Consider the following 16,050-nt stretch of genomic DNA (forward strand, 5'->3'; position numbering starts at 1 on the left):
TGTTTTTTTGTTTAACCTTGATAGCATTAACAATATTTTCTGGAAAAGTATTACATTTCAATAACACATTGAGTGTAAAGGTTTTTTGTAATTTTTTCAAGTTGTTTTGAATTTTTAGCAAATTTTTTTTCATAAAAAGGCAAAATAAATTTGTACAAACTAAAATTTATTTTAAATTTGCACTCGCTTAGCAGCAATGCTGGTCTATGGTGTAATGGTAACACAACTGTTTTTGGTGCAGTCTTTCAAGGTTCGAGTCCTTGTAGACCAACGTAAAACCCCTCATTCTTGAGGGGTTTTTTTATGCAATGAATTGAACAGATTGTTTTTGGAGTTTAATTTTCGTCTGGATTGATTAAATCTTGAAAGTTATCACTGGTTTGACAGTGTGGTTTACCAAGTCTTCACTGATGCTTCCATTAAAAAAATGAGCAAATCCAGTTCTTCCATGTGTGCAAAGGCCTATCAGATCGGCATCAATGCTATTGGTAAAATTAATGATTCCGTTTTCTATGTTAACGTCATTGTAAATGTGAGTGGAGTAATTTTCGATTTCAAATGAGGCGATAAAATTTTTCATTATTTCCTCAGACATTTTGGTAGTTTTAAAACTATTGGGTGTGCAAATCGTGACTAAGTATAAATTTGCATTAAATATTTTGGCAAATTCTATCATTTTTTTGAAAGGTTTTTTAGTCTCTTTTGAAAAATCAGAAGCAAATACAAAGTTGTTGAATTTAAAGTCTCGAATATCCTTTTTTATAACCAGTACCGGTATTTCTGAGAGTCGAACCACTTTTTCGGTGTTGGACCCAATGAGTACTTCTTCGATGCCGGAAGTTCCGTGCGAGCCCATCACTATTAAATCAATTTCATTTTTTTTATTAAAAGATAAAATGCCGCTAAAAGCTCTTTCGAATTGTACAGACGCATTTACTGAAATTCCATTCAAGTAGGGCTGTTCCTTGATTTTTTGGAGTGTTTCGTTTGCTTTTTTTATAAATAACATTACTTCAGGAATGCTGCTTCCGCCGGTTATTGCGTCGTTCATTTGGTTAGGTAATTCTAATAAATGTAACAAAAAGATTTCACAATTATTTTTTTTTGCAATTATGGCAGCTACTTTTAAAGCGTTTTCAGCATATTCAGAAAAATCGGTAGGGACTAAAATTCGTTTCATAACTATAAAGTGTTAAATTATGATAAAAACTGTTATTTTAATGCTCCTATAAAGATAAGAAATTATTTTACAGCAATCGATTATTTTAGTTTATAAAAAAAAACACTATATTTGCACCGTTATTTATTAAAATCTAGATAATGAGGGGACTAAATGTCCCCTCTTTTTATAAAAATATGACATTTAAAGAAAAAGTAAATACGTTGTTGACGGAAGGCTTGTTAGAAAAGCCATCAATCTTTTTGATAGACCTTATCATTACGGATGCTTTCAAGGTTATAGTGACTTTGGACGGAGATAATGGAGTGGCACTTCAAGATTGTATCGATGTGAGTAAATTCATAGATAGTAATTTGGATAGAGAGGAACAGGATTACTCTTTAGAAGTAGCTTCAGTAGGAGTTGGGTCTCCATTGAAATTAATAAGACAATACAAGAAAAATATAGGTCGAACATTGATTGTGAAGACTTCGGCTGAAATTATTGAGGCAGAATTAGTTGATGCTAATGATGATTTTGTAATTTTGTCTTGGAAAGCAAGAGAGCCTAAAAAAATAGGAAAAGGGAAAGAAACAGTTCAAAAAGAGCTTAAATTGCCTTACGTAGATATAAAAGAAGCAATTGTTACAGTAACATTTTAATTAAAGAATTCGCATGGAAAATTTAGCATTAATCGATTCATTCTCAGAGTTTAAAGACGATAAACTTATTGATCGTGTAACGCTTATGGCAATTTTGGAAGATGTATTTAGAAATGCATTGAAGAAAAAATACGGTTCAGATGATAATTTTGATATCATTATAAATCCTGATAAAGGAGATATGGAGATATGGCAGAGAAGAGTAATCGTTGCTGATGAAGACTTGGATTTTGATCATCTTGAAATTACGTTGACTGAAGCTAGAAAAATTGAGCCTGATTTCGAAATTGGTGAAGAAGTTTCCGAAGAAGTGAAATTAATTGATTTAGGTAGAAGAGCAATTTTAGCTTTGCGTCAGAATTTAATTTCTAAAATTCATGAACATGATAACACTAATCTTTACAAGCAATTTAAAGATTTAATAGGTGATATCTATACTGCTGAAGTACACCATGTGCGTCCAAGAGTCGTAATTTTGGTTGATGATGAAGGGAATGAGATTATTTTGCCAAAAGAAAAACAAATACCTTCTGACTTTTTCCGTAAGGGAGATAATGTTAGAGGAATAATAGAAAGCGTTGAATTAAAAGGAAATAAACCTCAAATTATTATGTCTAGAACTTCTGAGAAGTTTTTGGAAAAATTATTTGAACAAGAAATTCCTGAAGTATTTGACGGTTTAATCATGGTTAAGAAAGTAGTAAGAATTCCTGGTGAAAAAGCAAAAGTAGCTGTAGATTCTTATGATGACAGAATTGATCCAGTAGGGGCTTGTGTGGGTATGAAAGGATCTCGTATTCACGGAATTGTTCGTGAATTAGGAAACGAAAATATAGATGTTATCAATTATACAAGTAACATTCAGTTGTATATCACGAGAGCATTAAGTCCAGCAAAAGTATCTTCTATTAAGATAAATGAAGAAACAAAAAGAGCAGAAGTTTTCTTGAAGCTTGAAGAAGTTTCAAAAGCAATTGGTCGTGGTGGACACAACATTAAATTAGCGGGTTTATTGACTGGTTATGAGCTAGACGTTATTCGTGAAGGTGATATTGCAGGTGCTACAGCTGATGAGGATGATGTTGAATTGACTGAGTTTTCAGATGAAATTGAAGACTGGGTTATTGAAGAATTTGCAAAAATTGGTTTGGATACAGCAAAAAGTATCTTAAAACAAGAAGTAGAAGATTTAGTAAGAAGAACAGACCTGGAAGAGGAAACGATTCTAGATGTAATGAGAATATTGAAAGAAGAATTTGACAGTTAGTCAATGTGTCTTCAACGATAAACATGCCACTTTACAATTAATTCTTGCTCGGTAGGTATCGGGTTGGGAGTAAAGTGAGGAATAACAAAAAAGGTAATAATAAAAAGGTTTTATGTCTGAAGAGAGAATTATTAGAATAAACAAAGTTTTAAGGGAATTGAATATTTCTTTAGAAAGAGCTGTGGATTATCTAAAAGATAAGGGGATTGCTATTGAAGCAAATCCAAACGCAAAAATTTCTGATGATGTATACAATGTCTTGTGCGGTCAGTTTGCAGGTGACAAAGGGAATAAGGAGGCTTCTAAAGAAGTAGGGGAAGAGAAAAGAAAAGAAAAAGAAGCTTTGCGTTTAGAACGAGAGAAAGAAATCGAAGACAAACGTAAAATTGAGGAAGAGCGAGTAAAACAACAAGAGGTTATAAAAGCGAGAGCAATTATATCTGGTCCGGTTCAAGTGGGTAAGATTGATCTTAATCCAAAAAAACCATCAATCGTTGCGCCTGAAAAAGCTGTTGAAAAAGCAGAAGCTCCAGTAGCTAATGCACCTGAAGTAAAAGCTGTCTCAAAAGAAGTTTCACCTGAGAAACCGTCAACTGAAAAGCCGTCAACTGAGAAACCTGTTTCAGACAAAAAAGAGGTAAAACCTATTGTTGGGATAAAAGAGGTTAAAACAGAAACTCCTAAAGAAGTTCCTGCTGAACCAAAAGTGGTTGCAAAAACCGAGACAGTTAAAGTTGATGAAGCTCCTGTTGATGAAACCATCACTACGCAATATCAAAAACTATCGGGAACTACTTTAACGGGTCAGATAATTGATTTATCTCAATTCAACAAACCGAAAAAGAAAAAAGAAGAACCGAAAATCACTCCGAATAAACCGGGTGCTCCAGGTTCGGCTGCAGCCAATGCAAATAAAAACAAGCGTAAAAGGATTGCTCCTAAACCGGGTGCTCCTAGACCGCCTGCAACACCGGGAGTTCCTGGTGCGCCAAATCCTAACAAGATTACACCTAATACAGGTGGTGGTGGATTCAATGCAAACAGAAGTGCAAGACCTGGTTTTGTAAAAGGAAACAGACCTGCCATTGTTGCAAAAGTGGAGCCTACTGAGGAAGAGGTTAAAAATCAAATTAGAGAGACTTTAGAGAAACTGCAAGGTAAAGGTGGTAAATCTAAAGCGGCTAAATATAGAAGAGATAAAAGAGATACGCACCGTCAGAAATCTGATGATGAGCAAAGAGCTATTGACGAAGGAAGTAAAACTATTAAGGTTACTGAGTTTGTTACTGTAGGTGAAATTGCCATCATGATGGATGTGCCAATTACTAAAGTTATTGGTACGTGTATGTCACTTGGAATCATGGTTACCATGAACCAACGTCTTGACGCAGAAACGTTGACTATCGTTGCTGACGAATTTGGTTATGAAGTTGAATTTATCACTGTAGACATCGAAGAAGCAATTCAAGTTGTTGAAGACAGAGAAGAAGATTTAGTTTTCAGAGCGCCAATTGTAACCGTAATGGGTCACGTCGATCACGGTAAGACATCGTTACTGGATTACATTCGTAAAGAAAATGTAATCGCAGGGGAGTCTGGAGGAATTACACAGCATATTGGTGCCTACGGAGTAACTTTGGATAACGGACAAAAAATTGCATTCTTAGATACACCGGGTCACGAAGCGTTTACTGCGATGCGTGCGCGTGGTGCTCAAGTTACAGATATTGCTATTATTGTGATTGCAGCTGATGATGACATCATGCCGCAAACTAAAGAGGCAATTAGCCATGCTCAGGCAGCTGGAGTTCCTATCATATTTGCTATCAATAAAATTGATAAGCCAAATGCTAATCCTGAAAAAGTAAAAGAAAGATTAGCAGGTATGAATTTACTTGTTGAAGACTGGGGTGGAAAAATTCAATCACATGATATTTCTGCGAAAGTAGGAACAGGTGTAAAAGAATTATTAGAAAAAGTATTGTTAGAAGCAGAACTTTTAGATTTGAAAGCAAATCCAAATAAAGCGGCTTCTGGAACTGTTGTTGAGGCTTTCCTTGACAAAGGAAAAGGATATGTTTCTACGATATTAGTTCAAAACGGAACTTTGAAAATTGGAGATTATATGTTAGCTGGTAAGCATCATGGTAAAATTAAAGCCATGCATGATGAAAGAGGGAATATAGTTACTGTAGCGGGTCCTTCGACTCCGGTTTCAGTTCTAGGTCTTGATGGAGCAGCAACTGCGGGTGATAAGTTCAATATTTTTGAAGACGAAAAAGAGGCAAAACAAATTGCATCTAAACGTTCTCAATTAATGCGTGAGCAATCCGTACGTACACAACGTCATATTACATTAGATGAAATTGGACGTAGAATTGCATTGGGTCAATTTAAAGAATTGAACATTATCCTTAAAGGAGATGTTGATGGTTCTGTTGAAGCATTGTCTGATTCGTTCTCTAAATTATCTACTGAAGAAATTCAAATTAATATTATCCATAAAGGTGTTGGAGCAATTACTGAAACTGACGTAATGTTGGCTTCTGCTTCAGATGCAATTATTATTGGATTTAATGTTCGTCCTGCTGGAAATGCAAGACAATTAGCTGACAAAGAGGAAATCGATATCCGTTACTACTCTATTATTTACGCTGCTATCGATGACTTGAAAGATGCAATGGAAGGAATGCTAGCTCCAGAGATGAAAGAAGAAATTCTGGGTACAGCTGAAATTAGAGAGATATTCAAAATCTCGAAAGTGGGTTCAATTGCAGGATGTATGGTTATGGATGGTAAAATTGTCCGAAGCGCTAAAATGAGAATTATTAGAGAAGGTGTAGTTGTCTTTACAGGAGAGCTTTTAGCACTGAAACGTTTCAAAGACGATGTGAAAGAAGTAGCCAAAGGTTACGATTGTGGTATTCAAGTAAAAGGATACAACGACATCGAAGAAAGAGATGTTATTGAATCGTACCATGAAGTTGCTGTTAAAAAGAAATTGAAATAAAATTTCAATATATTATAATTAAAATCCCGATTCATTCGGGATTTTTTTATTTTTAAATCGAAAAATAAGTAAATTAAAATTGGTCTATAGGAGTATATTTTTGCTTAATTATAATTTTTTTATGATATGTATAACTATGTTTCCGATTAGTTTGTGGGTGATTATTTATCTTTACAAGGCACTTTAAAAACCTATTTCAGTACACAATTTTTATATTCGGTGTATCTACTTCCTCTAAAGAGCTATAGGTAAAAATGAACAAACTACCATTATAAAGTGTATAAGTGTATTGCACATCTTGTGGTAATTGAGATGATTCATGAATTACCTCTTCCCAATTGGCTGAATTATCTCTTTTTATGTAAATTCGAAAAACGTTGCCAGCTGGTAAACGGCTATAGATATTTTTAATTTCTAGATGACATCCCATTGGGCAAACCCAAGCCATATCTTTTAATATGATCTCATCATTGTTTCCGGACATTTCACCAACAGTTACTCTAACTATGTCTTTTCCTGTTAATCCTTTGTTGTCCGTGATTGTTAATTCAAATTCATAAATCCCTTTTTCAAGTTTGCTTAACTTGGTTCTGAGTACATTTGGATTTTCTAAAATGTAGGAAGAAGGTCCAGATATTTTTTTCCAAAGTACGTTTTCAATTGTAATGCTTTCGGGCGCATTGTAAACTCCGGATAGCCAGCAAAAATCTGTGGGCAGTAATACTTGAATATCTCCGCCTGCATAGCTCAGTGGCGATAAGTTTGATGGTTTTGTAATTACAGGAGAGGGAGTATTAGAGAGAGTTTCTTCGGTACATCCACTAATAATAAGTAATGTTGTAATGGAAATCAAAAGCCCGTATAAATTAATCCGTTTCATAATATTAAGATTTAAATGTGTGAATGCAGTTCTTTTTTTTCTATTAAGTAGGTAGCTAATTTTTGGGTTTTGATTATTGGATTTTTTTCATTTAGCGAGAATATTATTTATGTTTATGATAGTAAATTTGTGCATTTTTAAAAGATGAATATTGATTTTGTACTTCACCTTATAAATCTATTTCAGTACACAATTTTTACAGATGGCGTATCGTTGGTATCCGTTCCATAATAAAAAATATATAAACTACCATAAGTATACATGCCACCACCATCTGGCCTAGTCTCTACAAAATATTCATACTTAATTCCTGCATTTTCTAAAATAGATGCTACTTCTTCCCATTGCGAGTTATTCTCCCTTTGAATATATACTTTAAAACTATTTTGAGGAATTAGTAGATTGAAATCTTTTATTTCAATAGTGCTATACCAAGGGAAAATCCATTTTCTATCTTTAAAAATTATTTCCTTCGAGTTTTCTGATATTTCACCCACAATAACTCTTACAGTGTCTTTACCGGTTAATCCATTAGTATTAGTAACAGTTAATTCAAATTCATAAATTCCTTTCTCGAGATTGCTTACTTTTGTTTTAATTGAATTAGGATTTTCTAATTTATAACTAGAAGGACCTGATTTTTTTTTCCATTGAATTTTTGCATTATTTAAATTGATAATTTCACCTTGTATTCCTCTGGCAATATAATAGCCGCTTAAAATTAAAAATTTAGAGTCAGATGATAATATTACTTGTATGTCATCTCCCGCAGACACATTTAATTTGATGTTTTGTGTTGTCGGAAGTGTATTTATGGGGGTAACATTGTAGATGTTGTCATCTTCTGTACAGCCACTATTTATAAGTAGTGTTGCACTAAAAAGTAAAAGACCATATAAATTAATCGTTTTCATAGCAATAAGATTTAGATGTGTGATTAGACTTCTTTTTTTCTATTATTCAGGTTGTCAATAATGTGGTTTTAGGGATTTACTTATAAATATTTATAATTTAATGAAATTAAAATATTCATAAGTAATTAAATATCAATTTTTTATAAAAAAAATAACATACTAAATTTAAGAAATATTTATTGGAATAATCTTAAAACTATATTAAAGACCAAATTATAAATGTGCAAACAAATATCCTCTAACTATTGTAATGGTAGGTCAAACAAAATAAAGTCTACCTAGCTTTTTAGAATTATTATTTCGGATTGTTAGTAGTTTTTGTTTCTTTTATTCTACGTAGCGTTTGAGTATTGAGGTAGTCAGTTTGTTGCCTCAATGCTTTCTACTTGAAAACGCAAGTCGGATAGTGTTGGCGGTGGTAAAAAGAGTTTTTTTCTTTATTAAAGTGTTTTGGTAATTTTCTTTCTAAGATTTGTTCTTTTGTAATGTGTTTCTTGTGGCAACTATTTAACAAAAAAGCAACCCTGTATGGGTTGCTTTTTTGTTTGCTTCTTATTGTAGATTTCTTTTGGTAGATTGAATTTAGGAGAAAGATAAATTTTATTTATTAGGCTTTATTAAATGTACATTGCTGTAGCTTTTTTTAATTTCGATGAGATTTCGTTCTGCTTCAATTCGTGTTTTGAAATTCCCAACCCAAACTTTGTAATTTGGCGTAAAGAAAATAATAGTTCCATCAATGTCTCTGAATTCTTGCTTAAAATCATTTAACGTTTTTTTTGCTTTTTCGCTGTCTCCACTGAAAATTTGAATTTTATAATAGTCATTTACAGTGTTTGAAACATTTGTTTTTCTCTTTTCATTTAATAATTGTTCAAATTTAGAGTCTTGATTTACCCTGATGTTTCCGTCTTGGGCATATGCATTACTATAGGAAATAAATAAGGTAAGAGAGATAAAAAATGCTTTTCTAAGGGCTAAAATTCTCATAATGTGATTGTTTTTGTGCAAAAGTAATATTTAATGACTGATAGCAAATACTAAATGTTATTTAGAATTAATATAAATTGAAATTAAGACTATTTTAAGGTTTTGAGAATAGTTCTTAAGTCGTATTTTTGTCCAAGTTTTTAAATAAAGGATCAGTTTCTATAATTCAATTAGAAAAAACTGTGCCAATTTTTAGTAGATAATCATTATACTATATGAAAAAGGTGGGTAACCATAATTCGATCTCAAGGAAATTATTTTTTAGCATAGCTTTGATGCTATCTATTTCCTTTACTTCATTTGCTCAAGAAGCTACACCTGCGGCTGATGCTGCAGCTCTAGATGCTTCAGCTACTTCGCAAAGTGCAGACCCGGTAAAGGGTAAAGAGCTTTTTAATGCAAACTGTGCGGCATGTCACAAACTTGATGCTAAAGCTACAGGTCCTGCTCTTAGAGGTGTGTCTGCTAAATATGATGCATCATGGCTTCATAAGTGGGTTCGTAATAGTTCAGACTTAATTAAATCTGGCGATGCTCAGGCAGTTAAAGTTTTTGAAGAGAACAATAAGGCTGTAATGTCTGCTTTTCCTCAATTATCAGATGCGGATATTGATAATATCATTGCTTATACTTCAGAGCCTAAAGCTGAAGCTGCTGCTCCAGCTCCTGGAGTTGAAGTTCCTGGTAAGCCAGCTGCAGATAGTGGTATTTCAAACAATATTATATTAGGTGCTTTGGCGCTTGTTATGGTTATTTTGGTTGTAATGTTATTTTTGGTAAACAGAGTTTTATCTAAAGTAGCAAAAGCAAACGGTATTGAAGTTGCTCCGAAAGCTCCAACAACTCCTATTTGGAAAGCATTTGCTAAAAATCAATTTTTGGTTTTAGTTACATCAATATTCTTGCTTTTGGCGAGTGGATATTTCGTGTATGGATTTTTAATGCAAGTTGGTGTTGATCAGGATTACGCTCCGATTCAACCAATTCATTATTCGCATAAAATACATGCTGGTGATAATGAAATCAATTGTAAGTATTGTCACTCTGCAGCCAGAGTTAGTAAAAATGCAGGAATTCCATCTTTGAATGTTTGTATGAACTGTCATAAGAACATTGCTGAAGTTGCTGAAACTACTGCTACTCCAGAGTACAGCAAAGCATTTTATGATGAGCAAATCCAAAAATTATATACTGCGGTAGGTTGGGATAAAACAACTCAAAGTTATACTGGAAAAACGCAGCCTGTAAAATGGGTTCGTATTCATAATTTACCTGATTTCGTTTATTTTAATCACTCTCAGCACGTAACTGTTGCCGGAATTGAATGTCAAACGTGTCACGGTCCGGTTCAAGAGTATGAAATTCAAAAACAATTTGCTCCATTAACAATGGGTTGGTGTATTGATTGCCACAGAAAAACTGATGTTAAAATGGAAGGCAATGAGTATTATACTAAAATTCATGAAGAACTTTCTAAAAAATACGGTGTAGACAAATTGACTGCGGCGCAAATGGGAGGTTTAGAATGTGGTAAATGCCACTATTAATCAAATTATTAAGATTTTAATATTTATATATGTCATCAAACAAAAAATACTGGAAAAGTGTTGAAGAACTAGACAAAAATAGTTCTATTGTTGAGGCGCTTAGAAATAACGAATTTGTTGAAGAAATTCCTACTGACGAGTTTTTAGGAAATAATGACGCTTTGTCATCTTCATCAACATCACGTCGTGATTTTTTAAAGTACGTTGGTTTTAGTACTGCAGCGGCTACGCTTGCAGCTTGCGAAGGTCCTGTGAACAAGTCAATACCTTATGTACTTCAGCCGGAACAAATCATTCCTGGAGTAGCTGATTATTATGCAACTTCTGTTTTTGATGGATTTGATTTTGCTAATCTTTTGGTAAAAACTCGTGAAGGGCGTCCTATTAAAATAGATAATAATACTATTGCTGGAGCTAAGTTTAGTGCTAATGCAAGAGTTCATGCGTCTATTCTGTCTTTATATGATAGTATGCGTTTGAAAGAGCCAAAAATTGAAGGTAAAAATTCAACTTGGTCTGCTGTTGATTCTAAAATTAAATCAAGTATAGCTGATGCTGCTGCAAAAGGTGGTCAAGTAGTGCTTTTAACAAACACATTGGCTAGTCCGTCAACTGAAAAGTTGATTGCTGAGTTTATCGGTAAAAATCCAAATGCTAAACATGTTGTTTATGATGCTGTATCTGAATCTGAAGCATTAGATGCTTTCGAAACGGTATATGGAGAAAGAGCTTTGGTTGATTATGATTTTTCTAAAGCTTCGCTAATAGTTTCTGTAGGAGCTGATTTCCTTGGAGATTGGCAAGGTGGAGGATTTGATTCAGGTTATGCTAAAGGTAGAATTCCTAAAGCAGGAAAGATGTCTCGTCATTTCCAATTAGAAGCAAACATGACTTTGTCTGGTGCTGCTGCTGATAAGCGTTTACCAATGTCTACTGCTAATCAAAAACAAGCATTAGTTCATATATATAATATTGTAACGGGTTCTGCTGTTGCTGTAAGTTTAGAAGATAAATTTAAAGCAGAAGTTACAAAAGCAGCTCAACAATTGAAAGCTGCTGGTTCAAAAGGAGTTTTGGTATCTGGTATTCAAGATAAAAATGCTCAATTGTTAGTTTTAGCTATCAACCAAGTGTTGGCAAGTGAAGCTTTCAGTACTTCTGGAGTAAGACAAATCAGAAAAGGATCTGATGCAAAAGTTGCTCAATTAATCAGTGATATGAAAGCGGGAAGCGTTCATACTTTGGTAATGAGTGGTGTTAATCCGGTTTATACTTTAGCAGATAGTGCTTCTTTCGTTGAAGGACTTAAAAAAGTAAAAACATCAGTTGCGTTTTCTTTAAAAGAAGATGAAACTGCTTTAGTAAGTACTATTGCAGCGGCTGTTCCTCATTATTTAGAGTCATGGAATGATGTAAGTATCACAAAAGGTACTTACGGAATTACTCAGCCTGCTATTCGTCCTCTTTTTGTTACTAATCAATTTCAAGATGTCTTGTTGTCTTTAAATGGATTGACAGGTACATTCTACGATTATATTAAAGCTAATGCATCAACTATAATAACTGGTTCTACTTGGAACAAAGTGTTACATGATGGTGTTTATGTTGGAGTTGTTCCAACTGCGTCTGCTGGTTCTGCTGATTATAGCGCAGCTGCAAATGCTTTAGCAAAATCAAAAGCTTCACAAGGACTAGAGCTTGTTTTGTATACCAAAACAGGTATGGGAGATGGACAGCAAGCTAATAACCCTTGGCTGCAAGAGTTTCCGGATCCAATTACAAGAGTTTCTTGGGATAATTATGTTACTGTTTCGAATGCTGATGCTAAGAAATATGAACTTTCTAATGAAATCGTTGCGAATGGTGGTTTAAACGGAAGTTATGCTACTATTACTACTGCTGATGGAGCTAAATTAGAAAATGTACCGGTAATCGTTCAACCAGGACAAGCTGTTGGAACTATCGGTTTAGCATTAGGTTACGGTCGTAAAGCGGCTTTGAAAGAAGAAATGATGGTGGGTTTAAATGCCTACTCTTTATATAAAGGTTTTAATAATGTACAGTCTGTAACATTGGCGAAAGCTGGAGGAGAACATGAGTTTGCTTGTGTTCAAGGTCAGAAAACATTAATGGGAAGAGGAGATATCATTAAAGAAACTTCTTTAGAAATTTTCAATACAAAAGATGCTCACGTTTGGAATGAACAACCAATGGTTTCATTGGATCACAAAGAAGTTGAAGCAACTAAAGTAGATTTATGGGATTCATTTGATCGTTCAACAGGTCACCATTTTAATCTTTCTATTGACTTGAATGCTTGTACCGGTTGTGGTGCTTGTGTGATTGCTTGTCATGCTGAAAACAACGTTCCTGTTGTTGGAAAATCAGAAGTTAGAAGAAGTCGTGATATGCATTGGTTGCGTATTGACAGATATTATTCTTCTGAAAGTACTTTTGAAGGCGATAACGAAAGAAAAGAAAATATTGCAGGTTTATCAAGTTCATTGTCTACATTTAATGAAATGGAAAAAGCGGGTGATAACCCACAAGTATCTTTTCAACCTGTAATGTGTCAACATTGTAATCATGCACCTTGTGAAACGGTTTGTCCAGTTGCTGCAACTTCACACTCTCGTCAAGGTCAAAACCATATGGCTTATAACAGATGTGTTGGAACGCGTTATTGCGCTAACAACTGTCCGTATAAAGTGCGTCGTTTTAACTGGTTCTTGTACAACAAAAACAGTGAATTCGATTATCATATGAATGACGATTTAGGACGTATGGTATTGAATCCAGACGTTAATGTTCGTTCTCGTGGAGTTATGGAGAAATGTTCAATGTGTATTCAAATGACACAAGCAACAATTTTGAAAGCAAAAAGAGAAGGAAGAGCAATCGTTGATGGTGAATTCCAAACTGCATGTTCAAATGCTTGTTCTACTGGAGCAATGATTTTTGGTGATGTAAATGATAAAGAAGCGGAAGTGACTAAGTTAGCTGCTGACGAAAGAATGTATCATTTATTGGAGCATGTTGGAACAAAACCAAATGTGATTTACCACGTTAAAGTTAGAAATACCTAGTACAAAAAATAATTAATTAAGAATCAATATAAAGGATTATGTCGTCTCACTACGAAGCAACCATTAGAAAACCCTTAGTTATAGGTGATAAATCTTATCACGATGTAACTGTAGATGTAGCTGCGCCTGTTGAAGGTAAAGCAAACAAACATTGGTGGATTGTATTTTCAATCGCATTAATAGCCTTCCTTTGGGGACTTGGCTGTATAATTTACACCGTATCTACAGGTATTGGAACATGGGGATTAAATAAAACTGTAGGATGGGCTTGGGATATCACGAACTTTGTTTGGTGGGTTGGTATTGGTCACGCAGGAACACTTATTTCGGCGGTATTATTACTTTTCCGTCAACGTTGGAGAATGGCGATTAACCGTTCTGCAGAAGCAATGACAATTTTCTCTGTAATTCAAGCAGGTTTATTTCCAATCATTCACATGGGGCGTCCATGGTTAGCGTATTGGGTTTTACCAATTCCGAATCAATTTGGTTCTCTTTGGGTAAACTTTAACTCGCCATTACTTTGGGACGTATTTGCAATTTCAACGTATCTTTCGGTTTCATTAGTATTCTGGTGGACTGGTTTATTACCTGATTTTGCTATGTTACGTGATAGAGCTATTACTCCTTTTAATAAAAGAGTGTATTCTATATTAAGTTTTGGATGGAGCGGTAGAGCAAAAGACTGGCAACGTTTTGAAGAAGTATCTTTGGTACTTGCAGGATTAGCTACTCCACTTGTACTTTCAGTGCATACTATTGTATCGATGGACTTTGCTACATCCGTTATACCTGGATGGCATACTACAATTTTCCCTCCGTACTTTGTTGCTGGAGCGGTTTTCTCAGGATTTGCAATGGTAAATACTTTGCTTATCATTATGAGAAAAGTATCTAATTTAGAAGCTTACATTACGATTCAACACATTGAGTTGATGAATATCGTTATCATGATTACAGGTTCTATTGTTGGGGTTGCCTATATAACGGAACTATTTGTTGCATGGTATTCTGGTGTAGAATATGAGCAATATGCTTTCTTGAATAGAGCTACCGGACCTTACTGGTGGGCATATTGGTCAATGATGACTTGTAATGTTTTTTCTCCACAATTTATGTGGTTCAAAAAATTAAGAACAAGTATCATGTTCTCGTTTATAATTTCGATAGTTGTAAATATTGGAATGTGGTTTGAGAGATTTGTAATTATCGTAACTTCGTTACACAGAGATTATTTACCATCTTCTTGGACAATGTTTTCACCTACATTTGTTGATATTGGAATTTTCATTGGAACGATAGGTTTCTTCTTTGTATTGTTCTTATTGTATTCAAGAACATTCCCTGTAATTGCACAAGCAGAGGTAAAAACAATTTTGAAAGGAACTGGAGATAATTACAAAAGAGAAAGAGAAGCAAATAAAGATTCACACCATGAGTAATAAAGTAATATACGCCATTTATAATGACGATGATATATTGATGGATGCGGTTAAAAAAACCAGAGCAGCTCATCATCATATTGAAGAAGTTTTTACTCCATTCCCGGTTCACGGTTTGGATAAAGCTATGGGAATTGCACCTACAAGATTAGCTATTTGTGCTTTTCTTTATGGATGTGTTGGAATCTCGGTAGCAACAGCTATGATGAATTATATCATGATTCAGGATTGGCCACAAGATATTGGTGGAAAACCAAGTTTTAGTTATATTGAAAACATGCCGGCTTTTGTTCCAATCATGTTTGAACTTACTGTATTTTTTGCTGCTCACTTAATGGTTATTACTTTTTACATGAGAAGTAAATTATGGCCTTTCAAAGAAGCAGAAAATCCGGATGTAAGAACTACAGATGACCATTTTTTAATGGAAGTTGCTGTAAATGACAATGAAGAAGAATTAGTTTCTTTTTTCCAAAGCACGGGAGCTGTAGAAGTTAAAGTAATAGAAAAGCATTAATTATAGATATGAAAAGCGTATATAAAATAACACTTTTATTTGGCATAACTATTTTAGTTTCATCTTGCCATAATAATGCGGAACCAAACTATCAGTATTTTCCAAATATGTATGAATCAGTAGGGTATGAAACTTATTCTGAATCAAATGCATTTAAAGACGGTAAAGAAGGTCAACTTCCAGCTGCAGGAACTATTAACAGAGGGTTTGAACCTTTTGAATATGAAAATTCTACTGCAGGATATGAGTTAGCAAAAGCAAATCTTAAATCTCCGTTGGATTCTTTAAGCAGAGACTCTGATAAAGGAAAAGAGCTTTTTGAAATATATTGTATCAGTTGCCATGGTGCTTCTGGTAACGGAAAAGGAAAGCTTGTAGAAAGAGAAAAATTTCTGGGTGTTCCTAGTTATAAAGATAGAGTTATCACTGAAGGAAGTATTTTTCATGTTATAACTTATGGTTTAAATTCAATGGGTTCGCATGCTAACCAATTGAGTGCCCATGAACGTTGGTTAGTTACTGACTATGTTCTAAAACTAAAAAGCGAATTATAATTGTTGAACAAACTGATCGTAA

12 protein-coding genes and 1 tRNA gene are annotated in these 16,050 nt (G+C 34.1%); 9 read left to right on the top strand and 4 right to left on the bottom strand.

The genetic code is table 11. From position 1 onward, the window contains the following. The first annotated feature begins 200 nt into the window (after positions 1–200). Positions 201–271: transfer RNA gene (locus tag Q1W72_RS10430), tRNA-Gln, on the top strand. 84 nt (positions 272–355) lie between these two features. On the opposite strand, the gene Q1W72_RS10435 is transcribed toward Q1W72_RS10430, so the two are convergent. Next, positions 356–1,180, bottom strand: coding sequence for a universal stress protein (locus Q1W72_RS10435; RefSeq protein ID WP_099714279.1), 825 nt, complete (start codon positions 1,178–1,180; stop codon positions 356–358). Positions 1,181–1,356: 176 nt separating this feature from the next. Here Q1W72_RS10435 and rimP point away from each other — a divergent pair, with 176 nt between their 5' ends. The 3 genes from rimP (at position 1,357) to infB (ending at position 6,098) form a co-directional block, all read left to right on the top strand. Then, positions 1,357–1,821 (top strand): ribosome assembly cofactor RimP, encoded by a 465-nt coding sequence (gene rimP / locus Q1W72_RS10440; RefSeq protein WP_099714280.1) that lies wholly within the window; start codon positions 1,357–1,359, stop codon positions 1,819–1,821. Positions 1,822–1,834: 13 nt separating this feature from the next. After that, entirely contained in the window at positions 1,835–3,088 is a 1,254-nt protein-coding gene (gene nusA, locus Q1W72_RS10445; protein WP_099714281.1) for a transcription termination factor NusA, read from the top strand. A gap of 112 nt (positions 3,089–3,200) precedes the next feature. Next, positions 3,201–6,098, top strand: a complete 2,898-nt coding sequence (infB, locus tag Q1W72_RS10450; RefSeq protein WP_099714282.1) for a translation initiation factor IF-2 — start codon at positions 3,201–3,203, stop codon at positions 6,096–6,098. A gap of 196 nt (positions 6,099–6,294) precedes the next feature. On the opposite strand, the gene Q1W72_RS10455 is transcribed toward infB, so the two are convergent. From Q1W72_RS10455 to Q1W72_RS10465, 3 genes are all read right to left on the bottom strand, one after another. Next, a complete protein-coding gene (locus Q1W72_RS10455; RefSeq protein WP_099714283.1) occupies positions 6,295–6,978 on the bottom strand; it encodes a hypothetical protein in 684 nt (227 codons plus the stop codon). A 182-nt stretch (positions 6,979–7,160) separates the two neighbouring features. After that, positions 7,161–7,892: a hypothetical protein gene (locus Q1W72_RS10460; protein ID WP_099714284.1), complete on the bottom strand. Its 732-nt coding sequence runs from the start codon at positions 7,890–7,892 to the stop codon at positions 7,161–7,163. Positions 7,893–8,492: 600 nt separating this feature from the next. After that, a complete protein-coding gene (locus Q1W72_RS10465) occupies positions 8,493–8,882 on the bottom strand; it encodes an SPOR domain-containing protein (protein WP_099714285.1) in 390 nt (129 codons plus the stop codon). A 215-nt stretch (positions 8,883–9,097) separates the two neighbouring features. Here Q1W72_RS10465 and Q1W72_RS10470 point away from each other — a divergent pair, with 215 nt between their 5' ends. From Q1W72_RS10470 to Q1W72_RS10490, 5 genes are read left to right on the top strand one after another with little or no spacing between them, the layout of a single operon-like run. After that, complete coding sequence (locus Q1W72_RS10470; protein WP_099714286.1) at positions 9,098–10,429, top strand: c-type cytochrome; 1,332 nt, start codon at positions 9,098–9,100, stop codon at positions 10,427–10,429. A 29-nt stretch (positions 10,430–10,458) separates the two neighbouring features. Then, on the top strand, positions 10,459–13,515 hold the full coding sequence (locus Q1W72_RS10475) for a TAT-variant-translocated molybdopterin oxidoreductase (protein WP_302135137.1): 3,057 nt from the start codon (positions 10,459–10,461) through the stop codon (positions 13,513–13,515). A 38-nt stretch (positions 13,516–13,553) separates the two neighbouring features. Then, complete coding sequence (gene nrfD, locus Q1W72_RS10480) at positions 13,554–14,957, top strand: NrfD/PsrC family molybdoenzyme membrane anchor subunit (protein ID WP_099714288.1); 1,404 nt, start codon at positions 13,554–13,556, stop codon at positions 14,955–14,957. Then, positions 14,950–15,474: a DUF3341 domain-containing protein gene (locus tag Q1W72_RS10485; RefSeq protein ID WP_099714289.1), complete on the top strand. Its 525-nt coding sequence runs from the start codon at positions 14,950–14,952 to the stop codon at positions 15,472–15,474. The genes nrfD and Q1W72_RS10485 overlap by 8 nt, the downstream gene beginning before the upstream one ends. An 8-nt stretch (positions 15,475–15,482) precedes the next feature. Continuing rightward, positions 15,483–16,028, top strand: coding sequence for a cytochrome c (locus Q1W72_RS10490; RefSeq protein WP_099714290.1), 546 nt, complete (start codon positions 15,483–15,485; stop codon positions 16,026–16,028). Positions 16,029–16,050 lie beyond the last annotated feature (22 nt).

This window comes from Flavobacterium sp. ZE23DGlu08, assembly GCF_030505335.1.
GTDB lineage: Bacteria > Bacteroidota > Bacteroidia > Flavobacteriales > Flavobacteriaceae > Flavobacterium > Flavobacterium algoritolerans.